General features: G+C 39.9%; 25 protein-coding genes and 2 tRNA genes. 2 read left to right on the top strand and 25 right to left on the bottom strand.

What is annotated here, in order from left to right; all coding sequences use genetic code 11:
* Nucleotides 1–231: 231 nt before the first annotated feature.
* From secA to IGL24_RS10065, 5 genes are all read right to left on the bottom strand, one after another.
* Nucleotides 232–2,766, bottom strand: coding sequence for a preprotein translocase subunit SecA (secA, locus tag IGL24_RS10045; RefSeq protein ID WP_207699419.1), 2,535 nt, complete (start codon nucleotides 2,764–2,766; stop codon nucleotides 232–234).
* 215 nt (nucleotides 2,767–2,981) lie between these two features.
* On the bottom strand, nucleotides 2,982–3,533 hold the full coding sequence (hpf, locus tag IGL24_RS10050) for a ribosome hibernation-promoting factor, HPF/YfiA family (RefSeq protein WP_010734910.1): 552 nt from the start codon (nucleotides 3,531–3,533) through the stop codon (nucleotides 2,982–2,984).
* 136 nt (nucleotides 3,534–3,669) lie between these two features.
* The gene (locus IGL24_RS10055) at nucleotides 3,670–4,371 is read right to left on the bottom strand and encodes a ComF family protein (protein ID WP_207699436.1); all 702 of its coding nucleotides are present in this window, start codon (nucleotides 4,369–4,371) and stop codon (nucleotides 3,670–3,672) included.
* On the bottom strand, nucleotides 4,352–5,677 hold the full coding sequence (locus tag IGL24_RS10060) for a DEAD/DEAH box helicase (RefSeq protein ID WP_207699420.1): 1,326 nt from the start codon (nucleotides 5,675–5,677) through the stop codon (nucleotides 4,352–4,354). Before IGL24_RS10060 ends, IGL24_RS10055 begins: the two co-directional genes overlap by 20 nt.
* Nucleotides 5,678–6,013: 336 nt before the next feature.
* Nucleotides 6,014–6,304: a DUF7662 domain-containing protein gene (locus tag IGL24_RS10065; RefSeq protein ID WP_010734907.1), complete on the bottom strand. Its 291-nt coding sequence runs from the start codon at nucleotides 6,302–6,304 to the stop codon at nucleotides 6,014–6,016.
* A gap of 134 nt (nucleotides 6,305–6,438) precedes the next feature.
* Here IGL24_RS10065 and IGL24_RS10070 point away from each other — a divergent pair, with 134 nt between their 5' ends.
* Entirely contained in the window at nucleotides 6,439–7,083 is a 645-nt protein-coding gene (locus IGL24_RS10070) for a YigZ family protein (RefSeq protein ID WP_206853755.1), read from the top strand.
* Nucleotides 7,084–7,164: 81 nt separating this feature from the next.
* Here IGL24_RS10070 and IGL24_RS10075 read toward each other — a convergent pair whose 3' ends face one another.
* Both IGL24_RS10075 and IGL24_RS10080 read right to left on the bottom strand, forming a co-directional pair.
* Nucleotides 7,165–7,872, bottom strand: coding sequence for a GntR family transcriptional regulator (locus IGL24_RS10075; protein ID WP_207699421.1), 708 nt, complete (start codon nucleotides 7,870–7,872; stop codon nucleotides 7,165–7,167).
* A 228-nt stretch (nucleotides 7,873–8,100) separates the two neighbouring features.
* Complete coding sequence (locus IGL24_RS10080; protein WP_207699422.1) at nucleotides 8,101–12,330, bottom strand: 2-hydroxyacyl-CoA dehydratase; 4,230 nt, start codon at nucleotides 12,328–12,330, stop codon at nucleotides 8,101–8,103.
* 174 nt (nucleotides 12,331–12,504) lie between these two features.
* Between IGL24_RS10080 and IGL24_RS10085 the strand changes: the two genes are divergently transcribed.
* A complete protein-coding gene (locus IGL24_RS10085) occupies nucleotides 12,505–13,113 on the top strand; it encodes a TetR/AcrR family transcriptional regulator (protein ID WP_206853617.1) in 609 nt (202 codons plus the stop codon).
* A gap of 52 nt (nucleotides 13,114–13,165) precedes the next feature.
* Here IGL24_RS10085 and IGL24_RS10090 read toward each other — a convergent pair whose 3' ends face one another.
* From IGL24_RS10090 to atpB, 18 genes are all read right to left on the bottom strand, one after another.
* Entirely contained in the window at nucleotides 13,166–13,336 is a 171-nt protein-coding gene (locus IGL24_RS10090; protein WP_206853615.1) for a hypothetical protein, read from the bottom strand.
* A 116-nt stretch (nucleotides 13,337–13,452) separates the two neighbouring features.
* Nucleotides 13,453–13,524: transfer RNA gene (locus tag IGL24_RS10095), tRNA-Gln, on the bottom strand.
* A 6-nt stretch (nucleotides 13,525–13,530) separates the two neighbouring features.
* Nucleotides 13,531–13,611, bottom strand: a tRNA-Tyr gene (locus IGL24_RS10100).
* An 87-nt stretch (nucleotides 13,612–13,698) separates the two neighbouring features.
* The gene (locus tag IGL24_RS10105) at nucleotides 13,699–13,935 is read right to left on the bottom strand and encodes a DUF2969 domain-containing protein (RefSeq protein ID WP_206853613.1); all 237 of its coding nucleotides are present in this window, start codon (nucleotides 13,933–13,935) and stop codon (nucleotides 13,699–13,701) included.
* Between the two features lie 71 nt (nucleotides 13,936–14,006).
* Nucleotides 14,007–14,891 (bottom strand): ROK family protein, encoded by an 885-nt coding sequence (locus IGL24_RS10110; protein ID WP_207699423.1) that lies wholly within the window; start codon nucleotides 14,889–14,891, stop codon nucleotides 14,007–14,009.
* 60 nt (nucleotides 14,892–14,951) lie between these two features.
* Nucleotides 14,952–15,401 (bottom strand): GNAT family N-acetyltransferase, encoded by a 450-nt coding sequence (locus tag IGL24_RS10115; protein ID WP_206853609.1) that lies wholly within the window; start codon nucleotides 15,399–15,401, stop codon nucleotides 14,952–14,954.
* 22 nt (nucleotides 15,402–15,423) lie between these two features.
* Nucleotides 15,424–15,708, bottom strand: coding sequence for a membrane protein insertion efficiency factor YidD (gene yidD / locus IGL24_RS10120; RefSeq protein ID WP_206853606.1), 285 nt, complete (start codon nucleotides 15,706–15,708; stop codon nucleotides 15,424–15,426).
* A gap of 81 nt (nucleotides 15,709–15,789) precedes the next feature.
* Entirely contained in the window at nucleotides 15,790–15,966 is a 177-nt protein-coding gene (locus IGL24_RS10125; protein WP_207114951.1) for a DNA-directed RNA polymerase subunit beta, read from the bottom strand.
* A 14-nt stretch (nucleotides 15,967–15,980) separates the two neighbouring features.
* Nucleotides 15,981–17,282 (bottom strand): UDP-N-acetylglucosamine 1-carboxyvinyltransferase, encoded by a 1,302-nt coding sequence (murA, locus tag IGL24_RS10130; protein ID WP_207699424.1) that lies wholly within the window; start codon nucleotides 17,280–17,282, stop codon nucleotides 15,981–15,983.
* Nucleotides 17,283–17,378: 96 nt separating this feature from the next.
* Nucleotides 17,379–17,609, bottom strand: coding sequence for a DUF1146 family protein (locus IGL24_RS10135; RefSeq protein ID WP_207699437.1), 231 nt, complete (start codon nucleotides 17,607–17,609; stop codon nucleotides 17,379–17,381).
* 382 nt (nucleotides 17,610–17,991) lie between these two features.
* Nucleotides 17,992–18,414 (bottom strand): F0F1 ATP synthase subunit epsilon, encoded by a 423-nt coding sequence (locus IGL24_RS10140; protein ID WP_206853600.1) that lies wholly within the window; start codon nucleotides 18,412–18,414, stop codon nucleotides 17,992–17,994.
* A gap of 13 nt (nucleotides 18,415–18,427) precedes the next feature.
* Nucleotides 18,428–19,834: a F0F1 ATP synthase subunit beta gene (atpD, locus tag IGL24_RS10145; RefSeq protein ID WP_206853598.1), complete on the bottom strand. Its 1,407-nt coding sequence runs from the start codon at nucleotides 19,832–19,834 to the stop codon at nucleotides 18,428–18,430.
* A 22-nt stretch (nucleotides 19,835–19,856) separates the two neighbouring features.
* Nucleotides 19,857–20,759, bottom strand: a complete 903-nt coding sequence (locus IGL24_RS10150) for a F0F1 ATP synthase subunit gamma (RefSeq protein ID WP_206853596.1) — start codon at nucleotides 20,757–20,759, stop codon at nucleotides 19,857–19,859.
* A gap of 13 nt (nucleotides 20,760–20,772) precedes the next feature.
* Nucleotides 20,773–22,329: a F0F1 ATP synthase subunit alpha gene (gene atpA, locus IGL24_RS10155; RefSeq protein ID WP_206853594.1), complete on the bottom strand. Its 1,557-nt coding sequence runs from the start codon at nucleotides 22,327–22,329 to the stop codon at nucleotides 20,773–20,775.
* 22 nt (nucleotides 22,330–22,351) lie between these two features.
* Nucleotides 22,352–22,894: an ATP synthase F1 subunit delta gene (gene atpH / locus IGL24_RS10160; protein ID WP_207699425.1), complete on the bottom strand. Its 543-nt coding sequence runs from the start codon at nucleotides 22,892–22,894 to the stop codon at nucleotides 22,352–22,354.
* Entirely contained in the window at nucleotides 22,881–23,405 is a 525-nt protein-coding gene (gene atpF, locus IGL24_RS10165; protein WP_206853590.1) for a F0F1 ATP synthase subunit B, read from the bottom strand. Before atpF ends, atpH begins: the two co-directional genes overlap by 14 nt.
* 102 nt (nucleotides 23,406–23,507) lie before the next feature.
* The gene (atpE, locus tag IGL24_RS10170; protein WP_010734886.1) at nucleotides 23,508–23,723 is read right to left on the bottom strand and encodes an ATP synthase F0 subunit C; all 216 of its coding nucleotides are present in this window, start codon (nucleotides 23,721–23,723) and stop codon (nucleotides 23,508–23,510) included.
* A gap of 45 nt (nucleotides 23,724–23,768) precedes the next feature.
* On the bottom strand, nucleotides 23,769–24,491 hold the full coding sequence (gene atpB / locus IGL24_RS10175) for a F0F1 ATP synthase subunit A (RefSeq protein WP_206853587.1): 723 nt from the start codon (nucleotides 24,489–24,491) through the stop codon (nucleotides 23,769–23,771).
* Nucleotides 24,492–24,543: the final 52 nt, after the last annotated feature.

Consider the following 24,543-nt stretch of genomic DNA (forward strand, 5'->3'; position numbering starts at 1 on the left):
ATCCACAAAAATTCAACGAACAATTTTTGCGGATTCCACCTTATTATTAGAGGCTGAATATTTCTTGATCTCAGGGTATCCATACCAATCGAAAATTGGATTTTAGGAATACCCTAACTATTTTTGTGTGTAAAGAGAATCGCTCAGAAAGGTGTGAGCGAAGTTTTCTCTTCTATATTTTTCAAGTAGCGCTAATCAATCTCAATGATTTATTTTTCTGATCATTAAAGGTTAATTAGCATTTTTACCATGACAGTTTTTGAATTTCTTGCCACTGCCACATGGACATGGGTCGTTACGTCCCACTTTGTTGACGTTGACAGGTTGTGATTTCACATTCAAGCGACTGTTTTCTTTCGCGTCACCTTCCGTTGGTTGAACAGGTTGTCCTTGAGACACTTGTTCACGTTGAACGTTTTGACGGATCTCAGCTTTCATAAAGATACGTGTCACTTCATATTCGATTGCACCGATCATGTCTTCAAACATTTTATATCCTTCTGTTTGATATTCAACAAGTGGATTGTTTTGTCCGTAGGCACGTAATCCAATCGATTGACGCAATTGATCCATCGCATCGATATGATCTGTCCATTTAGAATCGACAACACGCAAGATCACAACTTTTTCAAACTCAAGCAATTGCTCAGGGCCATTTAGTTGTGCTGCTTTCGTGTTAAAGATTTCTTGCGCTTTTTCATTTAAGAAATCTTTGATTTGTTGTGGTGTCTTGCCTTCTAGATCAGCCATTGAAATGCTGTCTTCATGGACAAGTGTACTACCGGCAAAGTCAACGATCCCTTCAAGATTCCAGTTTTCTTTTTCAAGTTGTGTATGTGCATCCACCACTCGACTGATCGTGCGTTTGACCATATTCATCAATGGTTCAGATAAACTTGTTTCTTCCATGATCACGTCTTGGCGTTGTTTATAGATGACTTCACGTTGTTCACGCATCACGTCATCGTATTGAAGAACGTTTTTACGTGTATCGTAGTTGTTTCCTTCGACACGTTTTTGCGCAGATTCAACTTGTTTCGTCAACATCTTGCTTTGGATCACTGCATCTTCTTCACCGATCTTCATGCGTTCTAAGAATGCTTTGATTCGTTCTGAACCAAATCGTTTCATCAAATCATCTTCAAGAGACAAGTAGAATTGTGACATCCCTGGATCTCCTTGACGACCTGCACGTCCACGTAACTGGTTATCGATACGTCTTGATTCATGACGCTCTGTACCAATAACAGCTAAACCGCCTAACTCACGGACTCCTAAACCTAACTTGATATCCGTTCCCCGTCCGGCCATGTTCGTCGCGATCGTCACTGCTCCTTTTTGACCAGCATTCATGATGATCTCGGCTTCTTTAAAGTGGTTTTTCGCATTTAAGACTTCATGAGGGACGCGTTCTCGGTTCAATAGATCAGAAAGCAATTCAGATGTTTCAACTGCAACCGTACCTACAAGAACGGGTTGACCTTTACGGTAACGATCTTTGATGTCTTGAACGACTGCATTGAACTTGCTTGTTAATGTTGGATAAAGTAAATCTGGACGATCATCACGAATGACTGGACGATTTGTAGGGATTTGAATAATTTGGATGTTGTAGATTTCTCTAAACTCTTCTTCTTCAGTCTTCGCTGTCCCTGTCATACCAGATAATTTTTTATACATACGGAAGAAGTTTTGGAAGGTGATCGATGCCATTGTTTTAGTTTCATCTTCGATCTCCACGCCTTCTTTTGCTTCGATTGCTTGGTGCAATCCGTCAGAATAACGACGTCCATCCATGATACGACCAGTAAATTGGTCAACGATCATTACTTTACCGTCTTGAACCACATAATCGATATCTAAGATCATGATATAGTTCGCACGTAATGATTGATCGATATGATGCGTCAAGGCAGAATTTTCGATATCGTATAAGTTATCCAAACCGAAAGTTTCTTCTGCTTTTTCGATCCCTGATTCAGTCAAACTGATTGTTTTTGATTGTACGTCGATCTTATAATCTTCTTCTTCTTTCAAGCGTTTGACAAAGTTATCTGCACGAGTATATAAAGCAGTTGATTTTTCTGCTTGTCCAGAAATAATCAATGGTGTTCTAGCTTCATCGATCAAGATCGAATCGACCTCATCGACGATTGCATAGTTCAATGGACGTTGTACCATTTGATGACGGTATACGACCATGTTATCTCTCAAATAGTCAAATCCTAGTTCATTGTTCGTGCTATACGTAATGTCACAATTATAAGCTTCACGTTTTTCGTCTGCTGATTTTGAATTGATATTCAAACCAACTGTCAAACCTAAGAAGTTATATAATTCACCCATTTCATTGGAGTCACGAGTGGATAGGTATTCATTGACTGTGACAACGTGAACGCCTTCTCCTGTCAAAGCATTTAAATAAACAGGCATCGTAGCAGTCAAGGTTTTCCCTTCACCGGTACGCATCTCTGGAATATTCCCATCATGAAGGACGATCCCCCCCATCAACTGGACAGGATAAGGGTACAAACCCAATACGCGCTTCGCTGCTTCACGAACCACTGCGAAAGCTTCTGGTAAAAGTTGATCTAATGTTTCCCCTTTTTTATATCTTTCTTTGAATTCTGTTGTTTTTGCTTGTAATTGTTCATCTGTTAATGCTGCCATTTCATCAGCATGAGCTTCGATTTTTTTTACAATACTTTCTAAACGTTTTAGTTCTTTCTTATCATTTTCGATAATCGAACGAATAAAATTGGCCATGCGTTGTGTAATCTCCTTTTATATAATATCCAAACTATGTAGACTCTTTTCCTATTTTATCATTAGTTGTGGATAAATGAAATAACTTACGTCAATTAAAGTAATATCTTCATAATTATTTCATATTCTTTTTCATATGCTCAAGCGAAAAAAAAGCTTGCAGTAGCCATCATAGGCCACTGCAAGTTTTTTTCATGTTATTATTTCGTTATTTATCAATCAGTTTCGATCAATCCATATTTGCCATCTTTACGACGGTAAACAATGCTTGTACCATTCGTTTCAGCATCTTCAAAGATGAAAAAGTTATGGCCTAACATATTCATTTGTAAGACTGCTTCTTCGCTGTCCATTGGTTTCAATGACAAACGTTTTGTGCGAACGATATCTAATTCAGATTCGTTTTCTTCTTCGTCTTCATTGTTGAACATAACCGCAGCGTTCGCTGTGTTCAAGCCTGTTTCACGAGATTTACGATTGATTTTTGTTTTGAATTTGCGGATTTGACGTTCCAATTTATCAACAACCAAATCAATACTTGCATATAGATCTGGTGAAGTTTCTTCGGCACGTAATACGAGATAAGGTAATGGAATCGTAACTTCCACTTTTGCTGTTTTTTCAGTATAAACTTTTAAATTCACATGCGCCGTAGCATCGGGAGCATCGCTGAAATAACGTTCTAATTTCCCTACTTTTTTCTCAACGTAGTCACGAATCGCTTCAGTTACTTCGATATTTTCGCCGCGTACATTATATCTAAACATAAAAACTACCCCTTTCATCTACCACAATCAAGAAGGAGAAGGACCACTCTTTCCCTCTTCTTATATCCATTATATCGAACTCCTAGGCTTTTGCAAACTAAATCGCTGTCATTTTACGATGGTTTCTATAAAAAGCTTATCTAGCAAGTGAGAACGTCTGTACTTTATTCGGTGACTGCGGAAAGAGGCATGAGGCTGCATGAAACATTGTTTGACCAGTCGTGTAAACATCGTCGATCAACAAGATATTTTTTCCTTCGATTTTATTTTTATCATCTTGATATACGAACGGCTGTGGCGTAGCAAGACGTTGTTCCCTTGTCTTCTTTGCTTGTGGTGTCTGGTGTTTTTCTCTCAGCAATAATTCTTGAAAAGGAAGTCCTGCAGCTTTCAACATTTCGCTGACTTGATTGAACCCTCTTTCTTTGATTCTTTCCTCAGACAATGGAATTGGACAAAAAATAAACGACTTGTAGCGTTTTTTTAATTCTTGCAATTCTACGATAAATGTCTGTGCCAACTGGATGTTTCCCATAAACTTATACTGTTTGAGCCAAGCTTGGAACGCTTTATCATAATGGAACAAAGCTCGATGGCAAAATGCATAGTTAGGATGACGCGCAATCCAAGTCAAACAGTCTGGACAATACCTGCTCTGAGCAATATCAAGGTTACTCACTCCTTTTTGACATCCCTGGCAGTGACGGTTGTCTTCTTGTTGGATACGTTGGAATAAGGAATGACAGGCAGCGCAACATCTAGGGATTTTTGCCAGCCCAAGCAATTCACTTAATTGCAAATTTCTGATGGATGGTTTCTTACAATAGACGCATTTCATCACGTTGCGCTTTTCCTTTTCGGTTCATTTGCTTGATTTCTTTACATGCTTTTGCAATCGCCAGTGTTTTTTCTTCATACAAGAAATAGACTTTGCTATTCGTAAATCCTCCCTTTCGATCCGCCCGCCCTGCGATTTGGACTAGGGACGATTTGCTGAATACAGGGTGGTCAGCACCTAAAACGATGACTGAGATTCGCTCAAAGGTCACACCACGCTCTAAGATCATCGTAGTCAAAAAAAGATCGTATTGCTGTTCTCTCATACTCTGGACTTTTTGGCTACGCCTCTCATCTCTTGAGGAGGCAGATACAATGCGACATGAAAGTTGGTTTTTCAACTGATTTTCCAGTTGTTCCATTAATTGGATACTTGGGCAAAACAACAAGACGTGATTCTCTTTGATCAGTTCATGGATCAAACGGCGCAACGGTCGGTTTTTTCTTGGGTGCAGACAGCGACTCGCCCACTTGTTCCAAAAAAGCAAGCTAGGTTCCGGCAATAACCGTTGATGAAAGCGCAAAGCCAGCTGGTGGATAGCCATCGTGGTTCGACTTTTTTTCAATAATCGGTCGTCTGGTGTCGCGCTTAAATAGATCAGTTTTCCGCTTGGTTGCAAAGCTGTTCTCACTGCGTAATTCAAGCCTTGATCACCAACAAATGGAAAAGCATCGACTTCATCGACCACTAATAAGGCAAATGCCTGATAAAAACGGTACAACTGATGCGTTGTGCAGATCACTACGGAACTGTATCGATAAGGTTCTTTTGCTTTTCCATGAAGCAAACCAATCGTTTCTTCAGGAAACACATTCACTAGTCGGAGATATAGTTCCTGACAAACATCGATCCTTGGTGAGGCAATAGCGACTCTATTGCCTTTTTCTAATGTCTTGCGGATACTCTCGTAAAGCATTTCAGTCTTACCTGATCCTGTGACTGCCCATACCAAATGCTGACCAGACTGCTCACTGAGTTCACTCGAAATCCGTTGTTGCAACACTGTCAGTTGTCCTGCCCAGCAGTATTTTACACGGCGTTCCTGCCCCTTTGGTTGTTCGAATAAGTAGAGTTGTTGCAAGGTATCGCAACGCCCTAAAAGTAGACAATGGGGACAGTAATAACAAGATTCGTTGATCTTTGCTTCTTGCAATGGCGTTCTTTGGCTGCAACGATTGCAGTAAACTTGCTTTCTTTTTAGTGTGACTGCATCGACCACTTTATACTTTGATTCCGTAAAATGATGTTCATTCCCGTCGACTTCTCTCGACAATAAACGGCGCCCATGAAAATCCTCCACTTGCATGTTCAATTCTCTCCTTTCGTAAAATAAATACGATAAAAAAAAGATTCTCACGTGCAAAAGAGATACAAAAAAAGTATGAAACTGAAGTCTGAGAAAAAAGTAAAATTTACTTTTGCTGTATACCTAAAAAACGAATAAACGGCGGGAGCAGAAGTAACCTCTTCGGAAATAAGACGGGAACCACAAAAATTTGAAAAGCAATTTTCGTGGTTCCCGTCTTATTTCTCGAGGCTGAACACTTCTGTCCCGACCTCTCAGATCATACTGATATATGTAGCTAGTCCCTGGAACTGGACTAAAAGCAAGTGCTTGGATCTTCATCGAGTCGAAGAATAGTTATTCGTCAAACAACCAGCTGGATTTGACTAATTGGTTAAATACGATAAATTCTTTTTCTAGATTGATCACAACGACTTCATATCCTGCATTGATCCAACCATAGGCTCCTTTTTCAGGATGTTTGTAATCATTTGCCCACCAATCCGTACTTTCTCGCGCAGAACGGGGCAAGGCACTGCTTGGAAAAAGCAATTCATCGATTTGAGTGAAAGTCAACGTGATCTGAGAACCACCATTCGTTTTTAAATAATGAGTGATTGCATCATATTTTTTGACTCGTTCTTTCATTTTTACGCCCCCTCTCTTTTCTTCATTATCCCATATTCCTTTCGTTAAGCAACTATTAACATAATTGAAATGAAGAAAAAAATTCTCTATACTTGAAAAGAGAGAAGAACAAACAAATGAAAGTAGTGAGACAGATGTTAGAACGTTATTATACGATCAAAGAAAATGGTCAAAGTGAACTCGAAATAAAAAAATCACGTTTTATCTGTTCACTGAAACGTGTCGAAACGGAAGAAGAAGCCAAACAATTTATCCAAGAAACAAAAAAAGAACATTGGAAAGCCAACCATAATTGCAGTGCCTTCGTCATCGGTGAAAAAAATGAAATCCAACGAAGTAGTGACGACGGAGAGCCGAGCGGGACTGCCGGTGTACCGATGTTAGAGGTCATCAAAAAAAATGAATTGATCAATGTCGCGGCTGTCGTGACTCGTTATTTTGGCGGAATCAAACTAGGCGCTGGAGGTTTGATCCGAGCTTATGCGCACTCGGTTTCCCACGCATTGCAGGAAATCGGAATCGTTGAAGGGACATTACAGCAAGAGTTGTCGATTCATCTTGCCTATCCACAGTTAGGAAAAATAGAGAATTTTTTAGAGCTCCAGCAGGTCAATGTCAAAGAGATCCTCTATACGGATAAAGTGATCGTTGTTTGTATGGTCAACGAAAAAGAAATCACTGCATTTCAAGAGTCGATCATTGAGCTATTGAGTGGTCAAGTGAACTTTACTGAGGGAGCTGTCTCCTATTATGAACAGCTCGTTCAACCAAAAGATTGATTTAAGCACTGTATAACAAAAACCAGAGAGTAGGCAATAGCATCGCAGCCTCCTATCCTCTGGTTTTTTGTTCGCGTACGATCATCTTTCTAAATAAAATTCAAAACGATCACCCACGTATTGCGTACGTACGTATTCAAAAGGTGTACCATCTTCGAAATAAGAGATTTGTCTTAATCGTAAGACCGCATCTCCTCGTTTGACATCCAAATATTCAGCAATTTTTTCTGAAGCTAGGACTGCTGAAATCGTTTGTTTGGCCGCACCGATTTTATTCCCTCTTTTTTCTTCAAGGGTTCGATAAAGCGACTCTGTAATCTCCGCTTTGCTGTACCCATTGATGATTTTTTGAGGAATACTGGCAATCTCAAAACAAATCGGAATATCATCAGCAAAACGAATACGTTCCATTCGTAAGATCGTATCCTCTTTATTTAGTTGCAATTTTTCCATTTCGCTTGAACTTGGTGAAGTCAGAAAATAAGAAATCGTTCGACTGGATGGCACACGATTTTGTGACTCCATGATTTCGGTAAAACTTGTTGCGCCAGACATTTTTTCTTGAACCTTTTCTCGTGCAACGTAAGTTCCCGAACCGATTTTTCTTTCAAGAATCCCTTCGTCTGCTAAGTTTTGGATGGCTTGTCTTAAAGTCATTCGACTGACATTGAACTTAATGGCTAATTCTCTTTCTGAAGGAAGACGATCCCCGATCTTCCAAACGCCTTGCTCGATTTCACTTTTGATTTGATCATGGATTTGTATATATACCGGTAATTGATTCGACATAACATCTACCCGCCCTTTCATTTCTTTTATTATAACTGGTATATACCTAATTCACAACCAAAAAGAGTAAACGGACACTGTTCGCTAAAGTACAAACAAACTGACGTACCAGCCTTTATCTAAGTTTCCTTGATTATCAACTCTACTAAAGTATCAGTTTAAAGTAACACGCGCGCTTGATTATTACTCAGTAAATAGGCGATTCATCCACGGAAGTCATCCTACAAACTATTGATTCAAGGCTTTCGTTGCAGTCGCCATCATCAAACGAATACGATTCAGTTGATTGACTACCGAAGCTCCTGGATCATAATCGATTGCTGTGATATTAGCTTTAGGATAACGATAACGCAATTCTTTGAATACCCCTTTTCCTACCACATGATTCGGTAGGCAGCCAAATGGTTGCATACAAATGATATTCGCGACATCGTTTTCCAACAATTCAATCATTTCTCCTGTCAAGAACCACCCTTCACCCGTCTGATTACCGATGGAGAGAATCTGACTTGCTTCCTCTGCTAATTGACTGATCGGCGTTATCCCATCGAAACGTTGCGATTGTCTTAACACTTTATCCATTGGTTTGACCACTTGTTCAATCAATCGAATAAGAAATTGAGCGACCCATTTACTTTTTTTCGCATGACCTAAATGTTCATATTTCCAAACTTGGTTGTATAGCGAGTAATTCATAAAACCCATGATGTCAGGTACAACGACTTCAGCACCTTCTTCTTCTAATAGACGAACGATATTATTATTGGCTGTCGATGAGTATTTGACGAGTATTTCTCCAACGATCCCTACTTTCGGTTTCGTTTGATTGGTTAGCGGGATCGTATCAAAATCACGAATGATTTTTTCCATATTACGGTTGAATCGTATCAGAGAACCATTTTTCACATTGCTTTTTACTTGTTCAAGCCAGTCACGGTGTAACTTATCGACTATCCCTTTTTCGATCTCATAAGGTCTCGTGCGGTAAACGACCCGCTCAAAAAGATCGCCATATAAAAATGCGACAGCTAAACGTTTCAATAAAGGCAAAGTGAACGTAAAGCCTGGAGATGACTCGACTCCTTGATTGCCGAAAGAAACAGAAACGACTGGAATTTGCGGAAATCCCGCTTCATCAAGCGCTTTTCGCAGAAGTGGAATATAATTGGTAGCTCGACACCCACCGCCTGTCTGTGTCATCATCACACTCGTATGTGCTAAATCATATGCTCCGCTTTCTAATGCTTCTACTATTTGTCCAATTGAAATAATCGCTGGATAGCACGCATCATTGTTGACATATTTCAAACCCACATCAATGGCATTTCCACTTTCTTCTGGCAAACAAACGACTTGATACCCTGAAGCATTCAATGCGACATCGACTAAGCCAGATTGATGGATAGGACTTAACATGGGTAACAATAGCGTATGCTTTTTCTTCATTTCTTTGGTAAACGTGATTTTCTTAGGTTCCGCAAATTGCTTCGTCGGATAGAACTGTTGTTTTGTTCGTTCATTGACCGCCGCTTTTAGTGAACGCAAGCGTATCCTGATTGCGCCTAAATTTGCGCCTTCATCGATTTTCAATACCGTGTACAATTTGCCATATTGCGCCATTATTTCTTCGACTTGATCCGTTGTCACCGCATCGATGCCACAACCGAAGGAGTTTAATTGCACGAGTTCTAACTCGTTGGACTTGGCAACGACTCTTGCCGCGGCATACAGTCGTGATTGATAGACCCATTGATTGACTACACGTAACTGACCGACATCTCCTAGATGGGCAATACTGTCTTCTGTCAGGACATGAAAACCTTCTTGTGTGATCAACTCTGCGATCCCATGATTGATTTCTGGATCGAGATGGTACGGACGCCCTGCAAGGACGATACCCCGTTCATTGTTTTCGTGAAGCATCCTCAATGTTTCTTCGCCCTTCTTTTGAAGATCTTTTTTAAACCTTGCTAATGCTTCGTATCCTTGATGTAAGGCTTCTGCTATTTGTTCTTTTGAAAAACCGTAGTCAGCAAATGTTTGATGTAACGTTTTTGCGACAGATGCTTCATTTGCTAGATTCAAAAAAGGATGACGGTAATCGATTCGCCCTTCACGAATCACATCGATATTGTTTTTAATGACATCTGGATAGCTTTGGACGATGGGACAATTAAAATGATTGTCCGCTTGGCGATTCTCATTTTGCTCAAAAATCACACCAGGATAAAAGATACAAGAAACACCAGCATCGATCAATGATTGGATATGACCATGGGCGAGCTTCGCTGGATAGCAGACAGTATCACTAGGAATCGTGTCAATCCCTTGTTCATAGATTTCCTTACTCGAACGAGGCGACAAGACCACTCGAAAGCCTAATGCCCGAAAGAACGTCTGCCATAACGGAAAGTTTTCATACATATTCAACACTCTTGGAAGACCGATCTCGCCATTGACAGCTTCCGTTTTTCGCAATGGCCGGTAACGAAATAACTGTCGGGATTTTTCAGCCACTAAATTGATTTTCTTATCCGCTTTTTTGATCTTGATCTGTGCACCACGTTCACAACGATTCCCAGAAATCAACTTTCTGCCATCTGAAAATAAAGTGACAGTCAATAAGCAATTGTTCTCACATAACCCACAGTGCGTCAATTCTTTTTCTGTCGTCAATTGCGACAATTCTTCTAATGAGAGTAGTTCACTCTTTTCGCCTTTTTGGTAGGCTTCTAATGCAATCAAAGAAGCACCATATGCGCCCATCAATCCTGAGATCGACGGGCGAACGACCTCACGCCTACTGATTTTTTCAAAAGCTCGTAAGACTGCATCATTGTAAAACGTTCCGCCTTGGCAAACGATTTTACTGCCCAAATCTTCTGGTTTTCTGATTTTGATCACTTTGTACACCGCATTCTTGATCACAGAATAAGAGAGTCCAGCTGAAATATCTCCAACCGAAGCCCCTTCTTTTTGTACCTGCTTCACTTTCGAATTCATGAAGACCGTACATCTTGAACCTAAGTCTACTGGATGTTTGGCAGTGATCGCCGCTTTAGCAAAATCTTGGATCTCGTATCCCAATGATTTGGCAAATGTTTCAATAAATGAACCACAGCCCGAAGAGCACGCTTCATTCAACTGGATCGAGGATAACGCGCCGACCTTGATCGTCATTGCCTTCATATCTTGTCCGCCGATATCTAAAATAAAATCAACACCTGGTTGAAAAAAATTCGCTGCTTTGTAATGCGCCATCGTCTCGACTTCGCCGATATCGATCTTCAAGGCACTCTTGATCAACGCTTCGCCATAGCCAGTCACTACTGCTTTTCCGATAAAGCAGCCTGTAGGCATTTGTTGGTACATGTTTTTCAATACACTGATCGTTGTTTCTAAGGGCTGACCTTCATTGTTTCCATAAAACGAGAACAATAGATCTCCTGATTCATTGATCAAGGTGACTTTCGTCGTGGTCGAACCCGCATCGATGCCTAAAAATGCCACCCCATGATGAGTAGCGAGGGGACGTTCTTTCACTGTTGCTTTTTCATGCCTAAGGTGAAACTCATTTAACTCTTGTTCTGTCTGAAAAAGAGGCGCTAAAGAACGAGAACTATCAAGCGACTCTTTGTTTTGACTTTTCAACTTCTGGATCAATTGACTCAATATCTCTTCCTCAGAAGCTTTTGCGTGATACGCTGCACCTAGCGCAACGAATAGTTGAGGATTTTCTGGAAAAATCACATCTTCTGATGAAAGATCAAGCGTTTCAATAAAGCGTTGACGCAATTCAGACATAAAATAAAGTGGTCCACCTAAAAAGGCGACCTTCCCTTTGATTTTTCTCCCTGCTGCTAAGCCGGCAATCGTTTGATTGACGACAGCTTGGAAAATACTTGCGGCGATATCCGCTTTAGCTGCTCCTTCATTGATCAAAGGCTGTACATCTGTTTTAGCAAATACACCACAACGAGAAGCAATCGGATATAGCTGTTGATAGTTTTTGGCTAAGTCATTCAGGCCATTCGCATCTGTTTTTAAGAGTGCAGCCATCTGATCGATAAATGCCCCTGTCCCACCTGCACAGCTACCATTCATCCGTTGTTCTAAAGAAGAACCAAAAAAGGTGATTTTTGCATCTTCTCCACCTAATTCGATGGCCACTTCTGTTTCAGGGATTCTTTCTTCGATCGTTTTTGTACAAGCAATCACTTCTTGGATAAATGGCAATTGCAACTGTTCCGCTAAGCCCATACCACCAGAACCTGTGATCGCAAAAGCAATCGCCTGATCTTGGAGCTTGGCTTGGGCCTCTTCTAATATATTGATGGTTGCTTTTCTAATATCTGCATAATGTCGTTCATATTTAGTAAAAAGAGCTTTTCCGTCTTTATCCAGGATCACTAATTTTACTGTCGTAGATCCAACATCGATACCTCCGTACATTTTCATCGACTCGCCACCTTCTTAAAAAAGACACTTTGTTGAATATTGAACAAACCGTCTGTTATACTACATATATCTATTTTAAAACCTTTTTTATCGATTACAATAAGCAATAACCGTCCGTTTGTGAGATAAACAACAATTGTGAACGATTTGTCGACCAAAAGTGAGGAGATTTTGATGATGAAGAAAAATGATCTTCGAGTGAAGCGTACCAACAAAATGATTATTGAAGCGTTCTTACGTTTACTAGAAACAAAAAGCATGGAACAGATCACGATCCAAGAGATTGCAGATGAAGCAATGATCAATCGGGCAACTTTTTATGCCCATTTCAAAGATAAACAAGATCTTTATGAACATTTATTCCACATCGCTATCCAGACCTTTACTTCGATCTTAGACTTAGAACCATTGATGGAAGGGAATAAACTGAAGTTGAAACGGGTCAATCGGGCATTGACTCAAATTTATCAATTGATTGCTGAAAACAAAGCGATATTTATAACGACGTTAGATGGCACGTCGATCGAGTTTTTCAGAAAGAAGTTAAAAATTTTTTTGTCGGATAAATACGCCACCATTTTTGACCATTTGAGAATCACCGAAAACGAATTAGAGGTACCCATTGACTTTATTACGGAGTACATGACTGCCATTTTCACTGGCACTTTACACTGGTGGGTCACAAGTGATACGGACATGACACCAAAACAATTGGCCGCTTTAGTCATCAAATTAGTTGGTAATGGTCACTTGACCGTCTTAGGTATTGAGATTGAAAAATAACAAAAACTCTGAAGAACACAAGATTATGTGAACTTCAGAGCTTTTGTTATTCTTAACGATTTTTAGACAACCATTTCTTCGTATGATTCGTCGGACGTTTTGCTTTGATTTGGACAAACTTTTCTGATTTCTTCGGTACTTGGATCTCTACATTGTACTTTTCTGATTTGATCAGGTCGTAAATTTTTTCTGCTGTTTCATCTACTTTTTGTTTCCATTTCATTTGTGCCGCCTCCTTTTTTCTTCTTATATCTACTCTAGCCTATAATAGAAAAATCAGCAAGAAACAAGGTGTTTTACACAAAAAAAAGAGTGATCTTCGACGGATCACTCTAGAAACTGGGGTAGCTGGATTCGAACCAACGCATGAGGGAGTCAAAGTCCCTTGCCTTACCGCTTGGCTATACCCCAATGAAATGGAGGAGAGTGGATTCGAACCACTGAACCCTAAGGAACGGATTTACAGTCCGTCGCGTTTAGCCACTTCGCTACTCCTCCGAAAGGTTTGTATCAACCTGACTTAGTTATAATACCTAATTTTCCAAGTGATTGCAACCCTTTATTGAAAATTTTTTTGATATTTTTTTATTCGTGTAGATTCCAATGACGAATCACTGTTTCTATCGCATTTTCAAGACTTTTTTCTTTACCGAAATCTTCTTCGCCCAAGAAAATCTCAAATTCTTTGGGCCCATAAGCTAAAATTTCACCAATCATTTTTTTACCAATAAATAACTGTGTTACATCATATGTGTTCCCTTTGATCGTTTTTTTGATCTCTTCGGTACGCACTTCAATATCTTTATTCTTTTTTGACATCATTCTCCACCTCCTCAATAGTTTATCACATTTGACGGCAGAAAACATTCACTGTGTGTTTTCTAACTGATAATTTATTTCATAGATTCTTGTTGTGCTAAATAATTAGCTGCTGCTCCTATTAAATTCGCATCATTGCGATATTCACATAAAGTAATCATCGGATCAAAATCATTTAACCCAAAATGAGATGTCAATTTTTTCATGCGTTGATTGATTTCTGACAATAACCCTTCTTTCGCTGAGATGCCGCCACCTAATACGATTATTTCAGGATCAAATGAAAATTGGATACTAAATAATCCTTTAGTTAAATAATCATAAAAAGATTCAACTTCTTCCTGTGCGATTGGATCACCTTTTTCAGCTAATTCAAACACTTCTTTTCCACTAAAGGTATGTTTATCTAAGCCTTTGCGCTCACAGTATCGCCACGCCATTTGGACGGCTGTCCCTAACGTACTGAAGGTATGCTCACCATTCAGAAACATCAAGCCAAATTCACCGCCATATAGATGGGCACCTTTATTCAACTCGCCATTGGTGAACATTGCACCCCCTACTCCTGTACCGATCACAACGAAAGCAACATTTTGATAGTCACGAGCAGCACCTTCATAAAATTCAGCCATACCCGCGCAATTCGCATCATTTTCCATAGCAACTGATAGGCCAAATAATTCTTGCAATTCAGTATAAATATCGAAGCCATGGATATAAGGGATCGCGCTGATGCCTTCAATCACTTGTCGCTCACTATTAACTACACCAGGTGCGCTAAAAGCAACCCCGCTGATTGCTACTTCTTGTGACAATCGTTGGAATACCGATAATAATTGCGCTTTCATTTCTTCCCATGTAGCCGGTGTCGTGAATTGATCTTTGTGCGTAAGTGTTTCTTGTTCCCAATAACCATACTTGACAGCTGAACCGCCAAAGTCGAATGCTAAAATACCCATTTTTACTTCTTCCTCCTCAGTACTTGATTTCCCTTATTATGAAACGCTTTCTTTTTTGAGTTACAGTTTTTTGGCTAAGGTTACTTGATCTCTGAGAAGGATTCCTTCTTCATAGATTGGTTCTGGATAGTTATTGATAAAGTAATCCTTTTCCCTTGATACTTCTTCAAATCCTTTTTTCTGATAAAGATGTAACGCTGGATTGGTGATACTTCCTGTACGGATCAAGATTTTTGTTTGTTGCCCACTTTCTTTGCTCAAGCGTTCGATGGCATGATCAAGCAGCTTACCTCCGATGCCTTTCCCTTGATGCGCATCAGCAACAGAAACATTCATGATCTCAAATTCTGTGTCTCTAATTTCATAAACAAGTACACCAATCACTTCATCTTGCTCTTTCCAGATAAAACCATCGCCATTTGTGACATACGCCATCACTTTATCTTTGTCAGGATCTGCTTCTAATAGCAACGCCCATGGCAAATCATTTTTGTTCAATTGTTCAAACATCTTATTCTCCTATCTTGAAAAATCAGTGCCTTTTTTTCGTGTATTTTTTGTATTCTGGCATTTCTTTATCTTCTTTATTACGAGTCAAGCGAAAGTTCCGAGGAACATAATCGATTCCGCCTTTCACAAATGGATGGCAACGAAAGATCCGTGCTGTACCCATCAGTGTTCCTTTAAGCGCGCCATGCACTTGGATCGCTTGGATCATGTAATTAGAACAAGTTGGATAGTATCGGCAACTTGGCGGAAAAGCAGGCGAAATAAACCGCTGATACCCTCGGACTAAATAAATCAAAACTTTTTTCATATTTTCATCTCCATAAAAAAGAGGCAAGACAGTAGCTGCCAGCCTCTTTATTTTATCTTATCTACTTCTTAGTGTACATACTTAACTAAAGAAATCGAAGATATGCAACCATAAGCTCGGTTGAAAGACCTTAAATGGACTTCCACCGCCAATCAAACCATATCCGATCATTGTCCCAATGATGAACAGCAGGAGTACAAGTAATATGACAGCTAAAATTTTTACCATACTTATTAAAATATAGCGTGAATTCGTCATCTCTCGTCACATCCTTAAGCGATTGTTTGTGGTGCTTTTTCGATTGGTGTTTCTTCTACGTTTACTCGTTCCACATCTGCACCTAATTGTTGCAATTTAATATGGAAATTATAATAGCCACGATCTAAATATTTAAGATTACGAACGCGTGTGATGCCATTTGCTTTCAGACCGGCTAAGACAAGTGCTGCTGCTGCTCTTAAATCTGTTGCATAAACTTCAGCACCTTGTAATTCATGATTGCCATCCATGATCGCAATATTGCCATCGATTTTCACATGTGCATTCATTCGGCGCATTTCTTCTAGATGTTGGAAACGGTTCTCAAAGACTGTTTCAGTCACAACGCTCGTTCCTTCTGCAACCAATTGGATAGCAGTCATTTGTGCTTGCATATCCGTTGGAAACCCTGGATGAGGCATTGTCTTAACATCTGTCGGTAAAATGTGTTTTGGACCGATGACACGAACGCCACCAGCTTCTTCTGTGATCGTTGCGCCCATTTCGATCAATTTAGAGATCAATGGACGATTATGCTCAGAAATGGCATCAGCGATCAATAAGTCGCCTTCAGTCATTGCTGCTGCTACCATAAAGGTTCCAGCTTCAATACGGTCTTGGACGATCGAATGATTGACTGCATGCAAATGATCCACGCCTTCAATACGCATCGTTTCTGTACCAGCGCCATAAATGTTTGCACCCATTTTATTTAAGATATTCGCTAAATCGACGATCTCAGGTTCACGTGCAACGTTTTCGATGATCGTTGTGCCTTTTGCTTTGACAGCAGCCATCATGATATTTTGTGTCGCACCAACACTTGGGAAATCAAGGTAAATCGTATTTCCAATCAGTTGATCCGCGATTGCTTCGATATAACCATTTTTTTGAATGATTTTTGCTCCCAATGCTTGGAAGCCTTTCAAGTGTAGATCGATCGGACGTTTTCCAATCGCGCATCCACCAGGCATCGCAACTTTTGCATGACCATTTCTAGCTAGTAATGGTCCCATTACTACGATTGAGGCACGCATTTGGCTTACGTATTCATAAGGTGCTTCAATTTCTAATTCTCTCGATGCATCAAGTGTCACACGATTATTTTCTTCATCAAACGCTACATCTACGTTCAAATGACGGATCACTTGATTCATAGTGAACACGTCAGAAAGAATTGGCACATTATCTAAAACGGTTGTTCCTTCTTCAGCCAATAAACTTGCGGCTAAAATCGGTAAAACCGCGTTCTTTGCTCCTTCAATCTTTACTGTTCCTTTTAATTGATTGCCACCTTTTACGATGATCTCTTCCATGTTGTTCCCCCCAAAAAAAATCCGTTGAGTATACATTCGCTCAAAATCTTTTTTATTATATCACTTCTTGTTTTAAAATAGTACCTTTTTTTAAAATTATAGGCTGACGAAAAGATTTCGACATAGCGCAATGATCTCTAAGAAAAAACTGCTCGCTGTATACCCTAAAAAAATTGAAAAAAGGACAATTGCCATTCTAATTTGTGTCGTATACATTGACCGAAAAAAAGCGTCAACGCGTAAAGAACGCAAAGACCAAAAGGCTAAGTAAATAAATGCCAAGTGACTAACGATCCGAATGATTGCATCAATACCATATACTTGCATCATTACGCCCTTTCTAACAAATGTTTTTTGATAACTAACACACTGATGATACCATAAATTTTATAAAAGTAGAAATTATTGGTTGCAAAAATGATAAATATCTGTAATTTTCTTGACAAACTCTGAAAAATGAATGAAAAAAACATTCATTTACATCATATATAATAAATTTAAATTCATTGATTATTAAGGACTAGCGATGATGAGTTATAGCAACGAAATTAACTTAGAGTTTTTTAATATGGTGTACTGCAAGCAATCAGCACTGTGTAAAAAAAAGAAGAGAACGAGACACTCATGGAAGCTGATGCATCCAAAGGTATCTCGTTCTCTTCTTTTGGAGTTGTTCACTCCATTCAATTACTACTTAGTTGATCAGTAATTACTTATGCTTCGATACATTGATTCGGTTCACTGCTCGGTGTAAAGCAACAGTTGCCCGTTTCAATTCATTCTTATCTTCTTTTTGTTTGGCTTCTTCGATTTGTCGTTCAGCACGTTGTTTTGCACGTTCTGCTCGAGATACATCGATATCTCGTTCACGTTCCGCACTATCAGCGACGATTGAAACTAAGTTATCACGCACTTCCATGATGCCGCCATTGACAGCGATCCAGTCAACGTGTGTATCTGAATCTGTCCGTTTCACACGCACTTCATCGATCGTTAATGGCACGATGATGGGCGCATGTTGCGGTAAAATACCTAGTTCGCCGGCAGTAGTTCGTGCAACAACGATTGCCGCATGGTGATCATAAACTAAACCATCGGGAGTAACCACATTAACAGTTAAATATTGATCCATGGGGCACCCCTTTCTAGTAGCCTAGTTTTTTCGCTTTTTCGACAACGTCTTCGATTCGGCCCACACTACGGAACGCTTCTTCAGGAAGATCGTCGTATTTACCTTCAAGGATCTCACGGAAACCTTTAACCGTTTCTTCGACCGGTACGTAAGAACCTGGAAGACCTGTGAATTGTTCAGCTACATTGAAGTTTTGTGATAAGAAGAATTGGATTCTACGCGCACGTGAAACCAACACTTTTTCTTGATCCGATAATTCATCCATCCCTAAGATAGCAATGATATCTTGCAATTCACGGTAACGTTGTAGTACGTGTTGGACTTCAGTTGCTACTTTGTAGTGTTCTTCTCCAACGATTTCAGGTGACAACGCACTGGATGAAGAAGCAAGTGGGTCAACCGCTGGGTAGATCCCTTGTTCTGTCAATTTACGTTCTAAGTTCGTCGTTGCATCTAAATGGGCAAATGTCGTTGCTGGCGCTGGGTCAGTATAGTCATCCGCTGGTACATAGATTGCTTGGATCGACGTGATCGAACCTTTTTTCGTTGAAGTGATCCGTTCTTGAAGTTGTCCCATTTCAGTAGCTAACGTTGGTTGGTAACCAACCGCTGATGGCATACGTCCTAACAAGGCAGATACTTCTGAACCTGCTTGTGTGAAACGGAAAATATTATCAATAAATAAGAGCACATCTTGTCCTTCAACATCTCGGAAATATTCCGCGATCGTCAAACCAGTTAGTGCGACACGCATACGTGCACCTGGTGGCTCGTTCATTTGTCCGAACACCATCGCTGTTTTTTCGATAACGCCAGAATCTTTCATCTCATAGTATAGGTCATTCCCTTCACGAGTACGTTCACCTACACCGGTAAATACTGAGATCCCACCATGCTCTTGGGCGATGTTGTGGATCAATTCTTGGATCAGAACGGTCTTACCAACACCGGCACCACCAAACAATCCAACTTTCCCACCTTTTAAATAAGGTGCTAATAAGTCAATAACTTTGATCCCTGTTTCAAGAATCTCTGTACTTGTACTTAATTCATCAAAATTTGGTGCTTTTTTGTGGATCTCACTTCTTTGCGCATCTTCTGGAAATGGTGTTTCTAAATCGATCGTTTCGCCCAATACGTTGAACACACGACCTAACGTTTCTGTTCCAACTGGTACAGAGATTGCTTTACTTGTGTCAATGACTTCCATCCCACGTTGCAATCCATCAGTAGATTCCATTGCAATCGTACGGATCACTCCGTCACCTAATTCTAACGCTGCTTCAAGAACAACTTTTGATTTTTTCTCATCATTTTTATAAACAACTAATGCGTTGTTGATATCTGGTAAGGATTGGTCTAAAGAAAATTCCACGTCGACAACGGGACCGATTACTTGAACAATCTTGCCTGAACTCATCTTTTTTCCTCCAATCTCCTTGCTATTCTAGTGCCGATGCTCCGGCAACAATTTCGGTAATTTCTTGGGTGATCGCCCCTTGTCTTGCACGGTTGTATGAAACCGTCAAATCATCGATGATATTCGCAGCATTATCTGTTGCGGTTTTCATAGCGGTCATACCAGCAGCATGTTCTGCGGTTTTCGCATCGACGATCGCGCCATAAATCAAACTTTCGGCATACTGCGGCAATAGTTGAGCCAAGATTTCTTCTTTCGAAGGTTCAAAAATATATTCTTGCTCAAAGCTTTTCGCTTCGCCCGGATCTAAGTCTGAAATTGGCAACATTTTTTCTACACGAAATTGACTAGTCAATGAATTGATGTGATGGTTATAACATACATACAATTCGTCGAATACTTCATTTTGATACATGGTTGTTGCCATGTTCACGATTTTACGAACCTCATCAAAGCTAGGTTGATCAGACAAATTGCGCAGTTCATACGCTAAGTTGATGTCACGAGCTTTAAAGAAATCCGCTCCGGTACCGCCAATAGCGATCATGACATATTCGTCTGGTGATTGATGGTCTTCTTCCAAAATAGACATGGTCTGTTTCAAAATAGAACTATTGTAGCCACCAACTAATCCACCATCAGCTGTGATCACGATATATCCGGTTTTTTTAACTGGTCGACTGATCAGCATACTATTATAATTGACATCTCCTCTTGGATTAGAAGAAGCAATGTCAGTTAATTGTGTCGCTGTTAGATGCGTAACGATTTCTCTGACCTTGTTGGCATAAATCTGGAACTTCTGTGAAGAAGCTTCAGATTTTGTCAATTTAGAGGCTGAGACCATTTGCATGGCACGAGTGATTTGGCTCGTCTTTTTCGTTGACGCGATTCGTGTCTTGATTTCATTTAATGAAGCGCCCATTCATCTCACCTCACTATGCATTTTGAATGGATTTCAATTTGTCTTCTGTTGAAGAATTGTTACCTTTTGTTGCCATAAAAATATCTTTGTATTCTTGGATCGCTTGATTCAACGCTTCTTCTTCTGGAAGATCTTTCGTTGTACGGATCGTTTCAAAGAGATCAGCATGGTTTGTTTCTAGATATTCAAATAATTCATGTTCAAAGTCTAAAATGCTATCAACAGGGATACTGTCTAAGTAACCGTGTGTCAACGCATATAAGATGACTACTTGTTTTTCTACTGCAAGAGGTGCATGTAATTTTTGCTTCAAGATTTCCACAGTACGACGGCCACGATTCAATTTCGCTTGTGTCGCTGCATCTAGATCAGAACCAAATTGAGTAAATGCTTCTAATTCACGGTAACTTGCTAAGTCTAGACGCAATGTTCCGGCAACTTTTTTCATTGCTTTGATTTGCGCTGAACCACCAACACGGGAAACAGATAAACCTGCATCAACGGCTGGACGTGTTCCTGCATAGAATAAGTCACTTTCTAAGAAGATTTGTCCATCGGTGATCGAGATCACGTTTGTTGGGATATAAGCAGAGATATCGCCGGCTTGTGTTTCAACAAATGGCAAGGCAGTCATTGATCCTCCGCCTAGTTCATCACTTAATTTCGCTGCACGTTCTAACAAACGAGAATGCAAGTAGAAAACATCCCCTGGATAGGCTTCGCGGCCTGGTGGACGGCGAAGTAATAAAGAAAGCTCACGATAGGCAACCGCTTGTTTTGATAGATCATCAAAAATGATCAATACATGTTTGCCGTTATACATGAATTCTTCACCCATAGCTGTACCAGCGTAAGGTGCGATGTATAGCAATGGTGCAGGTTGTGAAGCCCCCGCATTGACTACGATCGTATAATCCATTGCGCCATATTTTTTCAGTGTTTCTACTTGGGTACGTACCGTTGAATCTTTTTGTCCAATCGCTACATAGATACAGATCATGTCTTGACCTTTTTGGTTGATGATCGTATCGATTGCAATCGATGTTTTCCCTGTCTTACGATCACCGATAACTAATTCACGTTGTCCACGTCCGATCGGTACTAATGCATCGATAGCTTTCAAACCTGTTTGCATCGGTTCATTAACTGATTTACGTTGCATAACACCAGGAGCCATCGCTTCGACTGGACGAGTTTTGTCAGTCACGATTTCTCCTAGACCATCGATGGGCTGTCCTAAAGGATTGACGACACGGCCGATCATAGCGTCACCAACTGGTACTTCCATGATCTTTCCTGTACGTTTTACTTTGTCCCCTTCACGAATGGATTCAAAATCTCCTAAGATAATGATTCCGACATCATTTGATTCCAAGTTTTGTGCCATACCATATGAACCGTTTGAAAATTCAAGTAGTTCACCACTCATGGCATTTTCAAGTCCATGTGCACGTGCGATCCCGTCACCAACATAAGTGACTGTACCGATTTCTTCGACTGAAAGCACGTTTTCATAATGTTCGATTTGTTCTTTAATCAAGGCACTAATTTCTTCTGCTTTGATAGCCATTCGATTCACCTACCTCTTTGTACTATCTATTTAATTGATTACGCAATTTTTCCAACTGCGTCCGAATGCTTCCGTCGATCACTTGATGATCTGCTTCCACAATTGCCCCACCAATGATCGTAGAGTCGACTAGTTGCTTCAACTCAACCGTTTGGTAGTTCATTGTTTTCGCGACATTTGCTTCAAGTCTGCTCAATTGTTCCTCTGAAAGTGGGACTGCGGTAGTCACACTTCCTAGTAACAAGCCATTGTTTTCATTGTAACGATGTTCATACTCGTCGATCATCAAAGGTAGATCGTTCATACGATTGTACATGAACACGACTTCTAAAAAGTTTTTAACCATTCCTTGATAGCCACTGACTAATTTATCCATGACCAATCGCTTTTCATGAGGCTCTAAACGAACATCACTAAGGATACTCCCTAACTCAGGGACATCGGAATAGATTTTACGTAGACTAAGAAGTTCTTGATACACTTCTTCCGAATTATTTGAATCGATCGCCAGTTCAAATAATGCTTTTCCGTAACGTCTACCTACTGTATATTTATCTAGTTTCATTTGACGAACCTAGACCTTCGATATATTGATTGATTAAAGATTCATGCATTTCTGGAGATAATTCTTTATTCAAGATTTTTTCCGCAATTTGAAGAGAAAGATCGGCTACATCGTCTTTGACTGAGTTCAAGGCAGTATCACGTTCCATCGTGATATCCGCTTGCGCTTTATTTTTCAGACGTGCAACTTCTTCTTGTGTTTCCTTCAAAATATTTTGGCGGCTTAATTCTCCACTTTCTTTCGCATTTTTGATGATATCCGCAGCATCAGAGCGAGAAGCCAACAATTGTTGTTCACGTTCTTGTTCTAATTTTGCTGATTTGATGCGAGATTGTTCTGCAGAATCTAAATCATTGGCGATCTTATCTTCACGTTTTTTCAAAATATCGCTGATTGGTCCCCACGCAAAGTGTTTTAATAGGACCATTAATATCAAAAATGAGCCGCTGACAACGATGATATTACCTAACATCGGATTGCCAACTTCTGCAATTGCCAATTGATTCAGCATAGGTTAGCCTTCCTTTCTCTGAGAATCCAGTTTTTTTAGGTTGCGTAACTATCGATAAAGATTCGATCGTTTTTTGTCGATCACGCAACCTCAGCATTTTTATTACACACCAAAAACTAGGATCAAGGCGATAACAACACCTAGAATAGGAACGGCTTCGACTAAGGCTACCCCGATGAACATTGTTGTACGTAATTGACCTGACATTTCAGGTTGACGTGCCATTGATTCGATTGTTTTAGAAATTACTTGACCATTACCGTAACCAGCTCCGATAGCTGCTCCTAAGATTGCGATTGCTGCTGCGATATAATTCATAATTTACTTCCTCCTAAAATAGTTTAAATAGTCATTAAATATTTTTTACTCTTCTACTTCGATTTTGTGACTCATATATACCATTGATAAAGTGACAAAGACAAATGCTTGGATGCTTCCGATAAATAATGAGAACGCGATCCAGACCATCTCTAACGGAATTGCTAATGGCAATGAGAACCAGCCTAAGCTTGTCATCATTTTTGCGATCAAAGTTAGCAATACTTCTCCCGCATAAATATTCCCATAAAGACGTAAAGCAAGTGTTAACAAGTTTGTGAACTCTTCGATCACCTTCATTGGAAACATAAAACTATAGGGTTTTAGGAATGAGTTGACAAAATAACCTTTGAAACCGAGCTTCTTCACCCCGAATAGATGAGTAAGTGTGATCATAATAAATGCCAATGTTAAAGTTACAAACGGGTCTGCTGTCGGACTTTTCCAAAGTGTCGTTTCGCTACCAGGTAAGACGATTTTTGTAACTAAACCGATATTGTTTGCCACAAAAACAAAGAGGAATAATGTAAATGCCAACAAGTGAAAATTATTCAATTCTTTTCTAGGCACATTATCTGTAACGATTCCTCGTGTAAAATCAATGACCCATTCAAGTGCATTTTGCTTTCCAGTTGGCTTCATTTTTAGATTTCTAGTAAAGAAGTAAACTAAAAAGAAAACGATCAAACAAGTTAACAACACCATCAAACAAACAGTCCCATCAAACCAAACGGGTCCAATATGGAACGTTAGCGAGCGTTCATCCAATCCATTTCACCTCTTTTCCCAAAATTTCACATAAAATCAATTTCATGTGTGT

Origin of the sequence: Enterococcus sp. DIV2371, assembly GCF_050498525.1 — a bacterium.
In the GTDB taxonomy this organism is placed as follows: domain Bacteria; phylum Bacillota; class Bacilli; order Lactobacillales; family Enterococcaceae; genus Enterococcus_B; species Enterococcus_B mangumiae.